Raw genomic sequence first — 15,981 nt, 5'->3', positions numbered from 1 at the left:
AGCTCGCCTCACGTGTGGTCGGGAAGGGTGATGGACTGCGAGTGCCGGAAGGTGTTCCGAGGGTCGTACGCGGCTTTGACACCCTGCAGTCGCGGGTAGTTGCCCTTGTAGTAGAGCGTGTACCAGGGCACGCCGGTGGCGTTGACACTCGTGTCGGTGATGTCCGCGTCCGGATAGTTGATGTAGCAGCCGTCCGTGGCCGCGCCGGGAACGGGATATCCGCCGGTCGCCGAGAAGACCTCGCCGTACACGTCACGCACCCAACCGATGTTCGCGGCGTCGTCGTCGGCATTCGGCCAGAAGCTCTGGAACAGCCCCTTGAAGATCGAGTCCCGCTGCGCCGACGCGGTGTCGCCGGAGCCCACGGTATTGATCTTCCCCCCGTACGAGAGGAGGACGACCATGGACGCGGGGTTATCGTGATCGGTGCGCGTCAAGTGCCGGTACATCGCTGCGGCCTGCGCCGCGGTGACGTTCTTGCGCAGGTATGCGGACTTGTGGTGGCCACGCAGCGTCGGATTGGTCAGGGTCGGGTTGCTCGTGCCCAGCAGCTTGACCGAGTGCAGCCATGGAAGGCGCTGTGGCGTGAACAGGTCGGGGAGCGCGCCCAGTTCACCGACTGGCTCGGACATCGGGCGTACTGCCGCGTCGGACAGCGAAGAGGTGACCTCGGCGAGGAAGTCGCCGAGCACCTTCTCCGCGTCGGGGACGGTGGCGTCGATCTGGGTGAGCAGGCCGATGCCGCCGTTCGCCTTGTGGTTCATCATGAGGAAGCTGCACAGGGAAGCCGCGGAGGAGTCGGCGGAGCCGTTCCTCTCGTGCCAGGCGCCGAACTTCCGCACCAGCGAGGTGAAGGAGTCCTTGTCCAGTTCGCTCCAGGGAAGGGCGAGCGCGCTGACCAGAACTTCCTTCGGGGGCTTGGGCAGCAGCGACGAGGGCTCGACGCCGGTGGCACCGGGGCTGCGGAACCAGTACCGCGTGATGACGCCGAAGTTGCCGCCGCCACCGCCGGTGTGCGCCCACCACAGGTCGCGGTGGGGATCGTCGGCCTCGCGCGTGGCCACCACGCTGCGCGCCCTGCCGTTCGCGTCCACGACGACCACCTCGACCGCGTACAGGTGGTCGACGGTCAGGCCGTGCCGCCGGGACAGCATTCCGTAGCCGCCGCCGCTGATGTGACCGCCCATCCCCACTGAGTAGCACATGCCACCGGGGATGGTGACGCCCCAGCCTTTGAAGAGGGAGCCGTACACATGGAGCAGCGTCGATCCGGCACCGACTTCGAAGGCCTTGAGCTCCTCGTCGTAGGCGATGGTGTCGAGCAGGGAGGTGTCGATGACCACCCGGACCTCGGAGTTGAAGACGAAGTCCGCGTAGCAGTGGCCGCCGCTGCGCACCGAGATCCGCTTGTTGCCGTCCACGGCCTCCTGCACGGCCCGCACCACCTGCTCGGTGTTCCGCACCAGCCGCACGGAATCAGGCCGGGCGACCCAGCGGGAGTTGTTGCCGACGACGAGATCGGCATAGCGGGGGTCGCCCGGAAGGACGGTGACGGCGTCAGAGCCAGGGGCGGTGGAAGCGGCAGTGGCGGCCGTCGCGACGGGGGCGACGTCCAGGGTCGTGGCGGCTATCGCGGCGGCCGTGCCGGCCAGGACACTTCGTCTTTTCATGGAACTCGCGTTCTCTTTCTGTATCGGGGTGCAAGCTTTTGGAAAGTCACACAGGTCCGGTATACGCTGAGCGGTCAGTCGCCCCAGATCATGCCGAGCCCGAGATTCTCCGCGAATTCCATGGTGCGGTCGACCGACCACGATTCACCGACCGGCGCCGAATTTCCCAGCCCGGTCGGGTAGCCGGCCTCCGAGAAGAACCTCTCGAATCCACCAGGCGTGGTGATGACATAGAAACGGGCGGTTTCGCTCTCCACCAGGTAGGAATGCGGTATGCCACGTGGAAGGAACAGCACACCGGCGCCTTTGACGATTTCGGTGCTGTCTCCGACGGTGAGGAGGACTTCCCCTCCCTCGATGATGAAGATCTCATCCTCGAGCGTGTGGGTGTGGCGCGGTGCGCGTTCTCCCATCACCGCGCTGAAGTGGGTGATGCCCAGCGTGCCACCGGTCTCCTCGGCGGAGAGTTTCGTGGTGACCACCGACCCCTTCCCCCAGAGCCGGGAAATCCCCTCGCCGTCGCGGCGAATCACGGGCGACCGTCCGTCGAGCCCTGCGGTCAAGGTCCCTCCAGAGAACTCTGCATTCGCTCACTCACCAGTTCATCGGGAGCCTCACACGCCACCATCGCCGCCTGCAACGCGAACGGATTAGTTTGTCAGGTATCACCCCGGGGCCTTCTGGAACACATGACGAGCCGACACGCAACCCCGCGCCGCGCACTTTGTCAGGTGTCCGCGACGTGATCACGCAGTGACTCGGCCGTTACCGCTGCATGCACAGAAGCGTGGTGCCAGACCCTAGAATTGTGGATGTCCTTTACATCTGTTTGGACTGCTGGAGCGGAGGCAGTCATTGACCACGTGTCCGCGCTCGCGACGCACTGGTGTCCTGGACCAACTCGCGGCGGAGGGGGTCGGCCTCTGGCTGGACGACTACCATCGCGGCCGGCTGGCCGACGGCAGCCTGGAAAGACTGGTGGCCGACGGACTGGTCGGCGGTGTCATCTCCCGGCCCGCGGCCGTGGCACGCGCCATCTCGGACACCACCGTCTACGGGGACCAGCTGAGCCGGCTCTCACGCGCGGCCGCCTCGGCCGAGGAACGCGTCTATGCGCTCATCGCGGAGGACGTCCGTGCGGCCTGCACCGCGCTGGAACCGATGTTCCGGGCGACGAAGGGCCTGCACGGCTGGGTCTCCCTGGGCATCGCGCCCCGCCTGGCCGCGGATGCCAAGGCCATGGCCGACCACTCCAGGCGGCTCGCGGAGATGGTCGACCGCCCCAACGTACTGATCCGGATCCCCGCCGTGGTCAGGGGACTTGCCGCCGCCGGTGACGTGCTCGCCCACGGGGTCGGCGTGCACGTCACCTCCGTGTACTCCGTGCAGCGGTACGCCCAGGCGGTGGACGCCTATTTCCGCGGCCTGGAGCGCGCCACGGCCGACGGTCACGCCGCGTCCGCCGTCACCTCGCTCGTCTCCCTGGACATCGGCCATCTCAACGCCGGCGTCGACGCTCTGCTGGAAGGCTCGGCGAACCCCTGCGCCGCCGCGCTGCGCGGACAGGCCGGGGTGGCCACCGCGCGACTCGTCTACCGCCGCTACGAGGAGAGCCTCGGCGGTTCGCACTGGCGCTCCCTGGTTGCCGACGGCGCCCGCCCCCAACGGCTGCTCTGGACATCGGAGAACGCGCCGGAATCCCCTCGGGCCGCGCTGGACCGGGTCGAACGGCTCATCGCCTGGATGACCTTGCACGCCCTGCCTCAGCAGGCGCTCGAAGCGCTGGACCTGGGCGAGGGGTTCCACGGCGACACCCTCTCCGGTGAACAGGCCGCAGCCTGCCGGGTGTTGGACTCGTACGGATGGGCCGGCATCGTCCTCGACTCGCTCGCGCGCGACCTGGAAGCCGCAGCGATCGAGAGGGAACGTGCCGCTTGGGACAAGCTCTTGACGGCGGTTCAGGCGGGCTGAGTCATCGTTCGGGCGGGCTGGGTACGCGGCCCGCCGCGGCGCACGGCGTCGTCGTGCACCTCCGACGGCTCCTCGCCGGAACGTACCTCCACCAGGAAGTGCTCGACCACGTCCCCCCTGTCGACGATGACGTGCCTCTTGAGCACCCGCAACCGCCGCCCCGTTTCCTCGGCGATCCGGTGCAGGCCGTCCATGTCCCCTCTGCTGCTGAAGTGCAGCAGGGCCCGGCCGTCGTTCGTCAGCCGACGCGGTGCCTCGTCCACGTACCTGCGATGTGCTTCGTATCCGGGATCCACATAGGCACGTTCAAGGGGAGTGGCGAACCGGTAATCCTCCGGTGCGCGGACGTACGGGGAACTCCAGACGATGGTGTCGAAGCGCTGCCCGCCGGGCAGCGCTTCGAACAGGTCGCTGTGCACGGCCAGGACCCGGTCGGCGACCCCATGCCGCCGCGCGTTGAGCCGGGCGTTCGCCACCGCCTCGGCGTTGATGTCGGAGGCGACGACCCGCTCGCAGCCCGCGAGGGCGGCGGTCACGGCGACGACTCCGGTGCCGCAGCCGATCTCCAGAAACGCGCCGCGCCAGGGGGGGCACGCGGGATCGGAGAGGCCGAGCATGTCCAGGACGATCTCGGTGGTGCCCGCGTGCACAGGGGCGAAGACCGTGCCGAGGAGGTCCCACTCCCTTCCGCGCAGCGAGAAGACCCTGGGCCGGTGTTCCGCTCGCATGGAGTCACGGCTGCGTTCGAGCGAACGTAGATAACTCTTGATCTCGGACATCCCGCCCCGACGTTCCCCTCTGCGCGCCGGGCACCGCCTTCGGCGTTCCCGGTCACCGCTCACGTCCCCGTGCTCACAAAGCCCGGCTCGATCTTTCCGTGACATCCCCGACGAGCGACAGGTGATCCGACCACACAGTTGACCGGGAAAATGGGTGACTCGGCCACCCGTACGGGAACACCTGTACGCCCATATATGGCAAGCAGTTGCCTCCGCGGGGCCCCAAGTTTAGGCTCGCTAACGACCGACTTGCCTGATCACGGGGGATGATGATGGGGGGACTGGTGTCGGCCGCCTCTCCGGATGGGATGTCCGTGCTGGAACTGCTCGCCGAGGGGGCACCGGCAGCGCGGTTCGAGGAACTGCTGCGCGCCGCCCGACACGAGGAGGCTTCCGACGACACCCTTGCGGAGCTCGACCAGGCCGTCCGCCTGGCCTCGCGCGTCCAGGCCCTGATCAGCCACGCACAGCAGCGGGAGGCCGGACTCGCCGCGCTCGTCGACACCGCCCACGACCTCATCCTGGTGCACGGCATGGACGCGCTCCTGCACGAGATCGCACGGCGGGCACGCCGACTGCTGAACTTCGACATGGCCTACATCGGACTGCGCGACGCGGACGGCGAGGGCCGGGCCTCCTCCATCCGCGCGGCGGAGGGCGAGACCACCTCACTCAGCGTGGGCCTGAAGACCGACGATGACTCCGGCCTCGGCGGCCTTGTCCAGCGGAGCGGGGCGCCCGCCTGGAGCCCCGACTACCTGACCGACAGGGACATTCCGCACCTCCCTGACATCGATGCCGTCGTACGGGCCGAAGGCCTGCACGCCATCCTGGCGGTACCCCTCGGCTACGGCACCACGGTCTTCGGCACTCTCTACGGCGCCGACCGGAAGGTACGGCACTTCACGCCGGACGAGATCAGCCTCATGCGCTCACTCGGCAAGCTCGCCGGCGTCGCCATCGAACGCGCGCGGCTGCTGGAGGAGACCCGCGCCGAGGTGACCGAGCTGGAACTGGACACCTCCCGCGCCAGGAGCAGTCTCGACGTGCAGCGCCGCGTCGAGGCCGCCTACATCCGGCTGATCGACCTGGTGCTCAGCGGCTGCGACCCGCAGACCCTCGCCGAAGCGGCGGTCGAGGAACTGTCGGGGGCACTGGTCGTCAGGGACTGCCTCGGACGAACGGTCGTCGTCACCGGTACCCCGCCCGAACTCGCCGAGGACGACGTGCTCAGGTGGACCTACGACGCCCACGCGGCCGGCTGCCCGGTGCCCATGTCCGAGGGCGGCTGGGTCGCGCCGGTCACCGCCGGCGGCGAGAACCTGGGTGCCATTCTGCTGGTCCCCGACGAACCGCTCACGGACGGCTTCGGAGTGCGGTTGCTCCAGCTCACCGCGCGGGCGGTCGCCCTCATCCTGTTGCTGCAGCGCACCTCGACGGTGGCCCACGACCAGATCCGTGACGAACTGTTAGAGGAGTTGCTCAGCGACATCCCGCCGCAGCCGCGTCAGATGATCCCGCGGGCTCGCCGCCTCGGCATCTCCATCGACGAACCGCATGTGATGGTGGTGGCCCGGCCTGAGGGCGGTCCGGAAGGCCGGGCCGCCGCGTGGGCGTCGTCGTACGCCCATCGCGTGTCCGGGCTCATGAGATTCCGTGACGGCTGTGTGACGCTGCTGGTCCCCGGTGAGGACCCGCTCGCGGCGGCCACCGCGGTGTCCAGGGAGCTCGCGCCGCTCGTCGGCCATCCCGTCACGGTCGGGGCGGCCGGTCCCGTCTCGGGCCCGGGCCGCGTGGCGCAGGCCCACCGCGAGGCCCTCAGCTGCCTGGAGGCGCTCACCGAACTGGGCAACCTCGGTGGCGTCGCCACCCCACAGCAGATGGGCTTCCTCGGTGTCCTGCTCTCCGAGACCCACGACATCGGCGACTACATCGAGGCCGTGATCGGCCCCGTGCTGGATTACGACACCCAGCGCTTCACCGAACTGACCCGGACACTCGACGCCTATTTCTCCTCCTCTACGAGCCCCACGCGCGCGGCAGCGAGCCTGCACGTTCACCCCAACACGGTGTCCAGACGCTTGGAGCGCATCACCGAACTCCTGGGAGCCGACTGGCAGGATCCCGAACGGGCACTCGACATCCAGCTCGCCCTCCGGCTGCACCGTACCCGGCGCACCCTGCAGCACCGGCAGGCGGCCTCCAGGGCGGTGGGGGACACCGGCAGCCAGGCGCCACAGGGGGCGGAGGCACAAGGGTCAGGGGTGTAAGGGCCAGGGGGACAAGCGTCAGGCGGAGGGCCGAAGCGCGCGGAAACGCTGCTCGTCCGACTCGTCGGCCCCGGCCGCCAGCACCGACACCGCGTGGGCGACGGAGGCCAGGGTCATGTGGCGGTGCCAGCCCCGGAACGAGCGTCCCTCGAAGTCGCGAACACCCACCTGCTCGCTGATCTGCTTCTCGTCCTGGGCGGCCCGCTGCGCAAGCCACGTCAACCGCACGAGATCGCCGACCGGTGCCGTCGCCGGGGCCGCGAGCCAGAGCGCCGTCGGCGCCTTCCCGCGTTCGTGCCACTCGCCGATCAGCAACAGCTCGGGCCCGGAGTACGGCCGGGGAAGTCGTACCCGCACCGCCGCCACGAGCGTGGTGCGCCGCACCGGTCCCCGGGCGGCCTCCAGCGGACGACGCAGCCCCTGCACGGACTCCATGATGTGGCGGGCCGGGATCGCTCCCGCCCGGTACCCGGGCATCGCGCGGTCCGCCACGATCAGCGGGGTCCTCCCATTCACCCTGGAGAGCAGGGGAACCTGAGCGTCGACGAAGGGCCGGATGCCCCTGCCGAGATCCGTCACGTGGGTGTCCAGCACGACGGGACGCGTCGGCACCTCCCACCGGCCCAGCGCTGTCAGCGCCGTGGCGGTCGTGCACTCATCCGGTGTCTCCGCCTGGACGCTGTCGGGAATCTCCGCCCTGCGACGCCTGCGCGCGTTCCCGAGCCAGGACTCGGGAAGATGCAACCGCCACTGAACGGGGACGCTGGTCCCCTCGGTCGCGGCCCAGGCCCCGAAGGCCAGCTGGCCGTTGAGCACCTGTCCGGACCCCGGGACGAACTGCCGCTCCACCCCGACCGAGTACTCGCCTGCCTTCGGAATGAACAGCGGTCGTACGACCCAGGCCCGTGGTGCCAGCACCCGCGTGACATGGTCGGCGAGGGCCTGGCGTATGGGCAACCAGTCCCAGGTGGAGTTGCTGATGAAGTGGTGCAGGCTCTGCTCGGCCGCGGCACCGCCGACGAGCGTGGCGATGTTCCGGATCGTCTTGCGTCCCTTCGCCGCCAGCAGCCCACTCAGATAGTGTCGTGCCCTGAGCCGCTGGTCACTGCGGCGTAACGACGCGAAGAGCGCAGCACTGAACTCGTCGCCCGGATCGGTGACGTCGTGGGCGCCTTCTCGTATTCGGTGACTGGAGACGACTCTCGCGTTCACGATTCCCCCCGTTCGCCGACTTCACGGTTGTGTTTTCAACACTGGCCGCCCGCGTCTGGCAACGGGAGGTGCACCGGGCACACACCTGCGAGCGACGACGGTTGCCTGGCCACTTCCGAGAGGCTTGCTCCGAGGGCGGCCGCGAGATGACGCCGGCGGTGTGTGTGGTGCGGTCACCCCGCGGCTGCTTTGAGCTCAACACGCTTATCGGACTTGGTGTTCAGGCTGCTCCAGGGCACACCCGTGGCTCCGCGCGGGCAGATCGCCTGCTCGTTGTCCCAGCCGATGGTCAAGGCCGCCTTGTCGGGGCCCGAACACCACCTGCGGTGGTTCTGCGACGGATGCTGTGATCACGAGAGTTCCACAGAATGTCCGGCGGCCGGGCCGCTGTACCACTTGGGCACCGTCACCGCCGACGGCGGCTACCGCGGCACCGGCCTGATCACCCCGCACCGCCGCGAACGCGGCCTGGCCGAACTCCCGCCCAGGAAAGGGGAACACAGCACCTCCCACCGCAGGCTCCGCGCTCGCGTCGAGCACTCCTTCGCCCGCATGAAGGCCTGGAAGATTCCGCGCGACTGCCGACCGAAGGGCGACGGCGTCCACCACGCCATGCTCGGCATCGCCCGCCTGCAGGTCGCATCCCGCGAGGTGGTGTGAGCGATCACGCGCTTCGCCCTCCGGTACCCGGCTCGCGGTGCTCTCCCCATCGGCGCGGCACGCGAAGCAGCCCGGTCAGGGGCCGGGAGTACCCCAGCCGGTCGAAGTACCCGGCGTGACCTGCGATTTCCGGTCCGTCGATCGGCTACACCACCCGGCGGCACCCGGCAGGACGCCATCCGCCTGCACCCCCTCGTCCTTGCCGGGTGAGGGGGTGTCCGGCGAAGGGGAGGGGATTTCTGGTGCGGGCCCGGACGCCGGATGCTCCGGTGCCGTGCCCGAGCTGCGGGGCGTTGTCCGGGCGTGTGCACGGCTGTCACTTGCGGACCGTGGCCGATGCGCCGGTCGACGGGCGACGGGTGGCGGTCCGTGCACGGGTGCGGCGGGTGGTGTGTACCGGGCTTGGTGCCAAGGCTTCTTCGCCACCGCATCCTCATCGGACAGCGGTACGCTCCGCCGCCGAAAGCGAGCCAGGGGCGTTGAATCGACACGCCCGCGCGAGGCCGCACCGATCGCTGAGGCGGGGCTTCCGGTGCCACGGCACCCCACCAGCAACTGAGCACGCAGAACCGCAGACGACCACGGCCGGCCCCGCCGCCCCGGGCACCTCGCGATGCTCACACCACCCACCACCGCCCCGGCCACACCGACCGCGCCAGCGGCAAAACCCATCCGCCGCCCCGAACACAGCCGAACAGACCCGGGGAACGACGAAGATCCCGACTGATCATGAAGATCAGCGGGATCTTGTCAACTGCCCAGAGTGAACTCAAGAACAGTCGTGCGTGGGGTGTTCACGAGTACGCGTGACGTGCGGCGGCAAGAGGCTCTGAAGATCGTTCCCCGTGTGCGTAGTGATCATTCCCCGAGGGCAAGGGTCGCTTCCCGCTCTCAGGAGTGGCGGTGATACGCCTTGTTGGCGATGCGCCAGCCGTCGTCGGCGCGGACCAACAGGAAGATGTCGGTGAACGTGTCCGCGCCGTGCGAGAGCGTCATGGTGGCGGTCGCGACGGTGCCGTGGACGTCGATGGCGTCGATGCGGCGGGTGCGGGTCGGTTCGTCCGGGGCTGGCTGTCCCTGGAAGAGGGTGCAGTACTCGTCGAGTCGCCAGGACACGAATGCACCGTCCCGGATCCCTTCGATGTGGGCGGTGGGCAGGAAGGCGTCGCGGAAGTGGGTGGGGTCGCCGGTGGCGTGTCCGCGGATGTAGGCGCGGAGCGGGTCGAGCACGGCCTTCTCCACGGCGGGGACCGTGGCGGCGACGGCGATGTCGGCCTCGGGGGCAGCAGGGGTGTCGGCCAGGCCGGCCGCGCCGCGCAAAGGGGTGTCCGACGCGTCGGCCAGCAGTGCCATGTCCTTGGCCAGCGCGCCGATCGTGAATTCGGCCATGGCATCGGTCGGCTCGTCGAGGAGGAAGGGGCGCTTGCGGGCCACAAGGCCGCCGAGCTGGCCGAGTTCGAGGATGTTCAGCGTCTGGGGACGGGGCAGGCCGAGGGCGTCGGCCTGCCGCAGTGAGTCACGCAGTGCGAGGACAGCGCCGGCGAGGCTGTTGTTGGCGATCAGCTTGAGCGCGGCGGCGGTGGAGGCGTCGTCCTCGCGCCGGACGATGCCCAGCGTTTCCAGAACTGGTCGGACTCGGTCGAGTGCGTTCTGGTCGGCGGCGGCGAGGATCTGCAGGGTGCCCGCGGCTGCAGCCGGCACCGAGCCGAGCAGAGGTGCGTGGACGTAGGACGGGCCGAGTTGCCGGGCCAGTTCCGACGCCTCGGCGGGGGCGACGGTGCTGGTGTTGAGCACAATCGTGTCCGTTCGCAGTGAGTCACGGACGTCGTCGAGGACTTGCTGGCAGGCCGGGCCGTCGAACAGCGCCAGGAGGACAAGGTCCGCCTGGGCCACGGCTTCGTTCGGATCGCTGGTCATCTTGACGGTGCCTGATGTGCGCCCTGAGCGGGTCCAGCCGACGACGTCCCAGTCCTGGGCGGCCAGGCGTGTCGCGATGGCGCTGCCCATGCGTCCCAGACCGAGGACGGCGATCGTGTGCGGTGTGGTCATGCGCGCCACAGTGGTGCACCTCTATGGCTGCGACAAGCGCAGATTTCGCATGCCCGCCCTGCGGGATTCGCATACGGGTTGGGCATACTGCCGCCATGGATCTGGCTGTGTGGCGGGCGTTCGTGACGGTGTGCCGGGTCGGATCACTGTCGGCGGCGGCAGCCGAGCTCAATCACACGCAGTCAGCCGTCTCCCGGCAGATCGCCGGGCTGGAACGGCAGCTCGGCGTGCCTCTGGTGGAGCGCCACGCGCGTGGTGTGCGCCCGACGCCGGCCGGTGAGGTGTTCCGGCGCCATGCCCTGGCCACGCTCAACGAGGCCGACCGTGCCGTTCGCGCGGTACGAGACGTTCGCGACGGAGTGTGTGATCGTCCCCTGGTCATCGGAGCAACGCCGTCTCTCGCCGCGGGGATCGTCCCTGAGGCCGTCCGGGTCCTGCTGAAGCAGGCCGGATCCATCCGGTGGAGCCTGCTCCCCGGCCTGAGCGCACAACTGCACAGCCGGGTGATCGCGGGCGATCTCGATATCGCCGTCGTCACCGACGCTCCGCCGGGACTGGCCGTCGACCCGCGGGTCGACCGGCGGTTCCTCGGGCTGGACGAGATGGTCGTCGTCCTGCCCGCCGGCCGTCCACTGGCCGGGCACGGGCCTGTGCGCATTCAGGATCTGGCGGACCAGACCTGGGTCGAGGACAACGACGGCTCGGCGGCGCTCCTTCGCCAGCACGCCGCCCGCGCCGGAATCAGCGCCCGCATCGACCTCACCGCGGCCGACCTGCCCGGCAAGCTGGCCCTGGTCGCTACTGGTCATGCCATCGCGTTGATCCCCGGAGTGCTGACGAGCGCGCTGCGGGCCGATGTCACCACGGTCGGCCTTCTGGATCCCCCGACCCGCGGTATCTACACGATCACACCGCGCCGCAATGCCCACCCCTGCGCAGCGTCTCTCCATGACCGGCTCGCCGCTGTGTTCGCCTCGGCCCGTCCAGCTCAAGCCGCCCACCAGCCGGATGGGACGGGCACTGAGGGGTCACGAGGTTTCCGGACAGGTACCCAATAGGGTTGTCCTGAACAAGGAAACGAGGAAGAAGTGGCCCCACTCAGTGGGTATTCACCGGAGTTCCGCGAGGAAGCCGTCCAGATCGCGTTGAGGTCAAGCAAGACGATCTCCGAAGTCGCCCGGGAAATTGAGTTGAACCCGGAGACGCTACGCGGCTGGGTGAAAAAGTACCAGAAGCAGCAGGAGCCAGCTCCCGATACGGACCTGACGGTGAACGAGCGGGCGCGCCTGAAGGAACTCGAACGACGCAACCGTGAGCTGGAGATGGAAGTCAGCTTCCTGAAAAAAGCCGCAGCGTACTTCGCGAAGGATCCCCGGTGGCAAGCAGGTACGAGTTCATCGACGAGATGCGGCTCGACACAGGGAACTACGCGTACAGCGTCGAGTTCATGTGCAGCCGACTCGGCGTCTCCAGATCCGGCTACCACGACTGGCGCTCCCGCCCGAAATCCGTGACAGCTCAGCGGCGCGAAGAACTGAAACTGCTCATCAGGAAAGCCTTCGACATGTCCGGCAGTACCTATGGGCACCGGCGTATTCAGGCCCAGCTGCGCCGCTGGGGCGTCGCCGCGGGCGTGGAACTTGTCCGCCGCCTCATGCGCGAACTGGGCCTGTTTCCCTGCTTGCCACGGCCGAAGAGGTTCAACCTCACACAGGCCGCGGCCAGCCAGGTGCCGGACCTCGTCGGCCGCGACTTCGCCACGGATGCGCCCGGCGAGAAGCTCGTCGGGTCGGGTAGCCGGAGGGAGTCTCACCCTCCGGCTCCCACAGAACCGTGCGTAACAGTCTCCCGTTACACGGCTCTTGTCACCCTGCTCCCCAGATAGTGCGGCATAGGCGCCAGTGCGCGAACATCCCTGGGTATCGCTGCGTGATCCCTTGGAGGCATGTCCTGGCCTTGCGGTAGCCGGCAAGCCGTTTGTACTTTCTGCGGATCCAGCGCAGCAGGTAGGCGTTGATGCGCTGGAGGAAGGGCCTCAGAGCGGAGGGGTAAAACGCTCCGTAGTACTGGATCCAGCCCCGCACGATCGGATTCATGAACCGTGCGAGCTGAGCGAAGGTGTGCCCGGTACGCCGGTGGATGCGCCAACCGCGCACCTCGGCGCCCATTTTCTTCAGGGCGTCTCTGCTGACCGCGGGCAGAAAACAGAGGAACGTGGCCCCGTGCTTGCTGCGCGCCGAGCGGGCGCGGAACGTGAAACCCAAGAACGTGAACGACGTGTGCTCGTAGGAGCGTTTGCGGTTCGCGTCCTTGCAGTAGACGATCCGGGTCTTGGCCGGGTGCAGTCTCAGCCCGACCTCCTCCATCCTGCCGCCGATCGCCTCGACCAGCATCCTGGCCTGGCGCTCGCTGACACAGTGCACGACCGCGTCGTCCACGTACCGCTCGAACTGGACGCCCGGGAACTCCCGGGCCATCCAGGCATCGAACGCATAGTGGAGAAACAGGTTCGCCAGCACGGGCGAGACCGCCGACCCCTACGGGGTCCCCCGGTCTCGCCGCTGCAGAGTTCCGTCGGGCAGTTGCAGCGGCGCCTTCAGCCAGCGCGTGACGTACAACTTCACCCAAACGGCATCAGTGTTGGCCTCCACCGCCTTGACAACAAGGTCCCAGGGGACGCTGTCGAAGAACTTCTGGATGTCCAGATCGACCACCCAGTCCTTCCTCCAGCAGCGTTCTCGGCACCGTTCCACCGCGTCCAGCGCCGACCTTCCAGGCCGATATCCGTAGGAATCCGGATGGAATTTTGACTCCACCCGAGCTTCCAGCCGTGCGGCCACGACGGTCTGCGCGATTCTGTCCGCGACGGTAGGAACGCCGAGAATCCTGATCCCGCCGCCATGAGCTTTGGAGATTTCTACCGCTCACACCGGAGGTGGAAAGTAGCTGCCCGACGACATCCGATTCCAGAGCTTGTAGAGGTTTCCTTGCAAGTCCTTCTCGAAGTCTTCGATTGAGCAGCCGTCTACCCCCGGTGCCCCTTTATTGGCTTTGACCTTCTCCCATGCCTCCCAGACTTCCCACTTTGAGATATCAAACGGCTTCTCTGGAGACTTCAGCTCGTTCACGCGACTCCTCCCAGGCGCTCTGGTTGATCGAACGAACACAGCCACGGATGACCCGGCCCCTTCGCTCCACCCCCGTTACAGGGGCTTCCTCACTACTACGGGCCGGTCCGCCAGCGAGCCCCGGGCTCGGTACTCAGTCCCTCGCGGTTTCTGCCGTCTCGGGACGCTCCCTTACGCCGCCCGTTCGGGCGACGATGCCGGGACTCGCCTTCCCACGTTCCACGTGAAAGCAGCAGATCAGGCTCGCGTCGCCTCCATGCCGGGCATCACCTGGCCAGTAAACGGGTGTCCGCCAGATTCGTCCTGGAGCCATATCTACACCCCCAGTTTTGATGCCGTCTGTAAGTTTTCGACACGTCATCAGCGATTCGCTTTCGCTCGCCTTCCTGATCCCCACCTGACGCCTCGCGGGCGCCTTTTCCACATCGCTCACCACGACGGTCTTCAGCCAACGCGGCATGTGGCGGTTTGAAACCTCTCCCCGCAGAGCGGTTCCGAAGGGCCTTCCTTCATCTTCCACGCAGCATTGCTTCCAAGAGGGTCCTACCTACATTTCGCACCTCTCTTCTTGCATTCGTGGCACACGGACATCACCAAGCTGCCCGGCCCGGACAAGGGCATCTGGTACCACGCCTACGTCATCATCGACATCTTCAGCCGCTACATCGTCGGCCACACCGTCGAACGGGCCGAAACGGCCGAGCGGGCCGAGGAGTTGATCCGCGAGACGATCGAACGCAACGGCATCGTGCCCGAGACCGTGCACGCCGACCGCGGCACCTCGATGACCAGCAAGAAGGTGTCCCAACTGCTGATCGACCTCGGCATCACCAGGAGCCACTCGCGCCCCAGGGTCAGCAACGACAACCCGTACTCGGAAAGCCAGTTCAGGACCACGAAGTACACCGCCGACTACCCGGAACGCTTCCGATTCGCTGGCCCATGCCCGGGAGTGGACGGACGCCTTCATCACCTACTACAACCACGACCACAGACACTCCGGGATCGGCCTGCACACCCCCGCCTCCGTCCACCTCGGCACCGCAGAAGAGGTCCGCGACCAGCGGGCCGCCGCTCTCGCCGAGGCATACGAACGCCACCCCGAACGCTTCGCCCGCCGACCGAAGCCACCCGAGATACCCGGCCAGGTCTGGATCAACGACCCGGCGAAACGCAGGCAACCCGCATCACAAGGTTCATAGCACCGCGAACGTCTCATTTGACTTGACAACTACCGGCGGTGAAATTCATGGGTGCTTCGGTCACTCGCCGCCTAGGGTCTGCCGCATGACTCTCGCTTACGATGCAACCGGAGACGGTCCCGCGCTGGTACTACTGCACTCCGCGGTGTGCGACCGACGGATGTGGGATCCGCAGTGGCCGGCCCTGGTCGATGCCGGATACCGGGTGGTGCGCTGCGACTTCCGGGGCTTCGGCCGGACTCCCTTGCCGGACCGGCGCCACAACGATGCAGAGGATGTACTGGACCTGCTGGACGCCCTCGGAATCGAGCAAGCCGCGCTGATCGCCTCCTCGTATGGCGGACGTGTTGCCGTGGAGATCGCCGCACGCCGTCCGGACCGAGTATCCGCCATGGCGCTGTTGTGCGCCGGGCTGCCAGGGCATGAACCCACTGATGAGCTACGCGCGTTCGGCGAGCGGGAGGACGCGCTGCTCGAGGCGGGCGATATCGCGGGGGCCGTGGAACTGAACGTGGACACCTGGCTGGGGCCGGACGCAGAGGAGGCGGTCCGGGAGGAGGTGCGCGGGATGCAGCGGCATGCCTTCGAGGTGCAACTGGCCGCCCCCGAGGGGGCCGGGCGGAACGAGGTGGAGATCGACCTGTCAGCGATCAAGGCACCCTGCCTCGCTCTTTCGGGCGGCCACGACTTGGCGGATTTTCGGCAGATCGCGGCCCAACTGCCGGGTCTGCTCGCCGACACCCGGCACCTCGAACTGCCCTGGGCCGGTCATCTCCCCAGTCTGGAGCGGCCTGCCGCGGTGACGGACCTGCTGACCGGCTTTCTGCGCGAGACGGTCCCCGCTGGCTGAGCGTGATTGCCGGATGTCCCGGTCAGGCCGCCTGTGCGAGGCGGCGTCCGCCCCAGCGGACGCCTTTCTCGCTGCGGATGCGGGCGCGCTCCTTGTGTCAATCCCCTCGCAGCGTGGAGACGATCTATGCGGCCTGTCCCTCGGCGAGGGCGGCTCGGTAGTCTCGTTCGTAGTCGATCGGGCTCCTGAA

Annotated in this window: 14 protein-coding genes and 4 pseudogenes; 10 read left to right on the top strand and 8 right to left on the bottom strand. The window is 67.9% G+C overall.

Annotated features, from left to right (window positions below; all coding sequences use genetic code 11):
• Window positions 1-8 precede the first annotated feature (8 nt).
• Both ACFSL4_RS29750 and ACFSL4_RS29745 read right to left on the bottom strand, forming a co-directional pair.
• Window positions 9-1,670 (bottom strand): FAD-binding oxidoreductase, encoded by a 1,662-nt coding sequence (locus ACFSL4_RS29750; protein ID WP_381089592.1) that lies wholly within the window; start codon window positions 1,668-1,670, stop codon window positions 9-11.
• A 74-nt stretch (window positions 1,671-1,744) separates the two neighbouring features.
• Entirely contained in the window at window positions 1,745-2,233 is a 489-nt protein-coding gene (locus tag ACFSL4_RS29745; RefSeq protein ID WP_381089589.1) for a cupin domain-containing protein, read from the bottom strand.
• 292 nt (window positions 2,234-2,525) lie between these two features.
• Here ACFSL4_RS29745 and ACFSL4_RS29740 point away from each other — a divergent pair, with 292 nt between their 5' ends.
• Entirely contained in the window at window positions 2,526-3,641 is a 1,116-nt protein-coding gene (locus ACFSL4_RS29740) for a transaldolase family protein (protein ID WP_381089586.1), read from the top strand.
• Here ACFSL4_RS29740 and ACFSL4_RS29735 read toward each other — a convergent pair.
• Window positions 3,629-4,420: a methyltransferase gene (locus ACFSL4_RS29735; RefSeq protein WP_381089583.1), complete on the bottom strand. Its 792-nt coding sequence runs from the start codon at window positions 4,418-4,420 to the stop codon at window positions 3,629-3,631. The two genes, ACFSL4_RS29740 and ACFSL4_RS29735, sit on opposite strands and share 13 nt — an antisense overlap.
• A 284-nt stretch (window positions 4,421-4,704) precedes the next feature.
• Between ACFSL4_RS29735 and ACFSL4_RS29730 the strand changes: the two genes are divergently transcribed.
• Window positions 4,705-6,690 carry a helix-turn-helix domain-containing protein gene (locus ACFSL4_RS29730; protein WP_381089580.1) on the top strand — a complete coding sequence of 662 codons (1,986 nt, stop codon included), beginning with the start codon at window positions 4,705-4,707 and terminating at the stop codon, window positions 6,688-6,690.
• Between the two features lie 18 nt (window positions 6,691-6,708).
• Here ACFSL4_RS29730 and ACFSL4_RS29725 read toward each other — a convergent pair whose 3' ends face one another.
• Complete coding sequence (locus ACFSL4_RS29725; RefSeq protein WP_381089577.1) at window positions 6,709-7,902, bottom strand: IS701 family transposase; 1,194 nt, start codon at window positions 7,900-7,902, stop codon at window positions 6,709-6,711.
• A gap of 411 nt (window positions 7,903-8,313) precedes the next feature.
• Between ACFSL4_RS29725 and ACFSL4_RS29720 the strand changes: the two are divergent.
• Both ACFSL4_RS29720 and ACFSL4_RS29715 read left to right on the top strand, forming a co-directional pair.
• Window positions 8,314-8,562: pseudogene (locus tag ACFSL4_RS29720) on the top strand (transposase); the annotation flags it as partial.
• A gap of 206 nt (window positions 8,563-8,768) precedes the next feature.
• Complete coding sequence (locus ACFSL4_RS29715) at window positions 8,769-9,329, top strand: transposase family protein (RefSeq protein ID WP_381089574.1); 561 nt, start codon at window positions 8,769-8,771, stop codon at window positions 9,327-9,329.
• Window positions 9,330-9,453: 124 nt separating this feature from the next.
• Here the strand turns inward: ACFSL4_RS29715 and ACFSL4_RS29710 are convergent, their stop codons facing one another.
• Entirely contained in the window at window positions 9,454-10,611 is a 1,158-nt protein-coding gene (locus ACFSL4_RS29710; protein WP_381089571.1) for a nuclear transport factor 2 family protein, read from the bottom strand.
• Window positions 10,612-10,706: 95 nt separating this feature from the next.
• Between ACFSL4_RS29710 and ACFSL4_RS29705 the strand changes: the two genes are divergently transcribed.
• The 3 genes and pseudogenes from ACFSL4_RS29705 (at window position 10,707) to ACFSL4_RS29695 (ending at window position 12,496) form a co-directional block, all read left to right on the top strand.
• Entirely contained in the window at window positions 10,707-11,669 is a 963-nt protein-coding gene (locus ACFSL4_RS29705) for a LysR family transcriptional regulator (RefSeq protein WP_381089802.1), read from the top strand.
• Between the two features lie 30 nt (window positions 11,670-11,699).
• A pseudogene (locus ACFSL4_RS29700) lies at window positions 11,700-11,882 on the top strand (transposase); the annotation flags it as partial.
• Window positions 11,883-11,986: 104 nt separating this feature from the next.
• Window positions 11,987-12,496, top strand: coding sequence for an IS3 family transposase (locus ACFSL4_RS29695; RefSeq protein WP_381089568.1), 510 nt, complete (start codon window positions 11,987-11,989; stop codon window positions 12,494-12,496).
• On the opposite strand, the gene ACFSL4_RS29690 is transcribed toward ACFSL4_RS29695, so the two are convergent.
• From ACFSL4_RS29690 to ACFSL4_RS29680, 3 genes and pseudogenes are all read right to left on the bottom strand, one after another.
• Window positions 12,477-12,779, bottom strand: coding sequence for a group II intron maturase-specific domain-containing protein (locus tag ACFSL4_RS29690; RefSeq protein ID WP_381089799.1), 303 nt, complete (start codon window positions 12,777-12,779; stop codon window positions 12,477-12,479). The two genes, ACFSL4_RS29695 and ACFSL4_RS29690, sit on opposite strands and share 20 nt — an antisense overlap.
• A gap of 93 nt (window positions 12,780-12,872) precedes the next feature.
• Window positions 12,873-13,502 (bottom strand): annotated as a pseudogene (locus ACFSL4_RS29685) (reverse transcriptase domain-containing protein); the annotation flags it as partial.
• A 33-nt stretch (window positions 13,503-13,535) separates the two neighbouring features.
• Window positions 13,536-13,739: a hypothetical protein gene (locus ACFSL4_RS29680; RefSeq protein WP_381089565.1), complete on the bottom strand. Its 204-nt coding sequence runs from the start codon at window positions 13,737-13,739 to the stop codon at window positions 13,536-13,538.
• Window positions 13,740-14,265: 526 nt separating this feature from the next.
• Between ACFSL4_RS29680 and ACFSL4_RS29675 the strand changes: the two are divergent.
• From ACFSL4_RS29675 to ACFSL4_RS29665, 3 genes and pseudogenes are all read left to right on the top strand, one after another.
• A pseudogene (locus ACFSL4_RS29675) lies at window positions 14,266-14,532 on the top strand (integrase catalytic domain-containing protein); the annotation flags it as partial.
• A 142-nt stretch (window positions 14,533-14,674) separates the two neighbouring features.
• A complete protein-coding gene (locus ACFSL4_RS29670) occupies window positions 14,675-14,941 on the top strand; it encodes a hypothetical protein (RefSeq protein ID WP_381089796.1) in 267 nt (88 codons plus the stop codon).
• An 85-nt stretch (window positions 14,942-15,026) separates the two neighbouring features.
• Window positions 15,027-15,791 carry an alpha/beta fold hydrolase gene (locus tag ACFSL4_RS29665; protein ID WP_381089562.1) on the top strand — a complete coding sequence of 255 codons (765 nt, stop codon included), beginning with the start codon at window positions 15,027-15,029 and terminating at the stop codon, window positions 15,789-15,791.
• Window positions 15,792-15,981: the final 190 nt, after the last annotated feature.

The organism is Streptomyces caeni (genome assembly GCF_042678285.1).
GTDB lineage: Bacteria > Actinomycetota > Actinomycetes > Streptomycetales > Streptomycetaceae > Streptomyces > Streptomyces caeni.
Note: the sequence above shows the minus strand (reverse complement) of the source record. Positions and strands in the feature narration are given on the sequence as shown.

Excerpts from the sequence above, each read along its gene's own strand:
- ACFSL4_RS29750 (WP_381089592.1), bottom strand. The coding sequence starts at position 1,670 with ATGAAAAGACGAAGTGTCCTGGCCGGCACGGCCGCCGCGATAGCCGCC.
- ACFSL4_RS29735 (WP_381089583.1), bottom strand. The coding sequence starts at position 4,420 with ATGTCCGAGATCAAGAGTTATCTACGTTCGCTCGAACGCAGCCGTGAC.
- ACFSL4_RS29710 (WP_381089571.1), bottom strand. The coding sequence starts at position 10,611 with ATGACCACACCGCACACGATCGCCGTCCTCGGTCTGGGACGCATGGGC.
- ACFSL4_RS29705 (WP_381089802.1), top strand. The coding sequence starts at position 10,707 with ATGGATCTGGCTGTGTGGCGGGCGTTCGTGACGGTGTGCCGGGTCGGA.
- ACFSL4_RS29690 (WP_381089799.1), bottom strand. The coding sequence starts at position 12,779 with ATGGGCGCCGAGGTGCGCGGTTGGCGCATCCACCGGCGTACCGGGCAC.
- ACFSL4_RS29665 (WP_381089562.1), top strand. The coding sequence starts at position 15,027 with ATGACTCTCGCTTACGATGCAACCGGAGACGGTCCCGCGCTGGTACTA.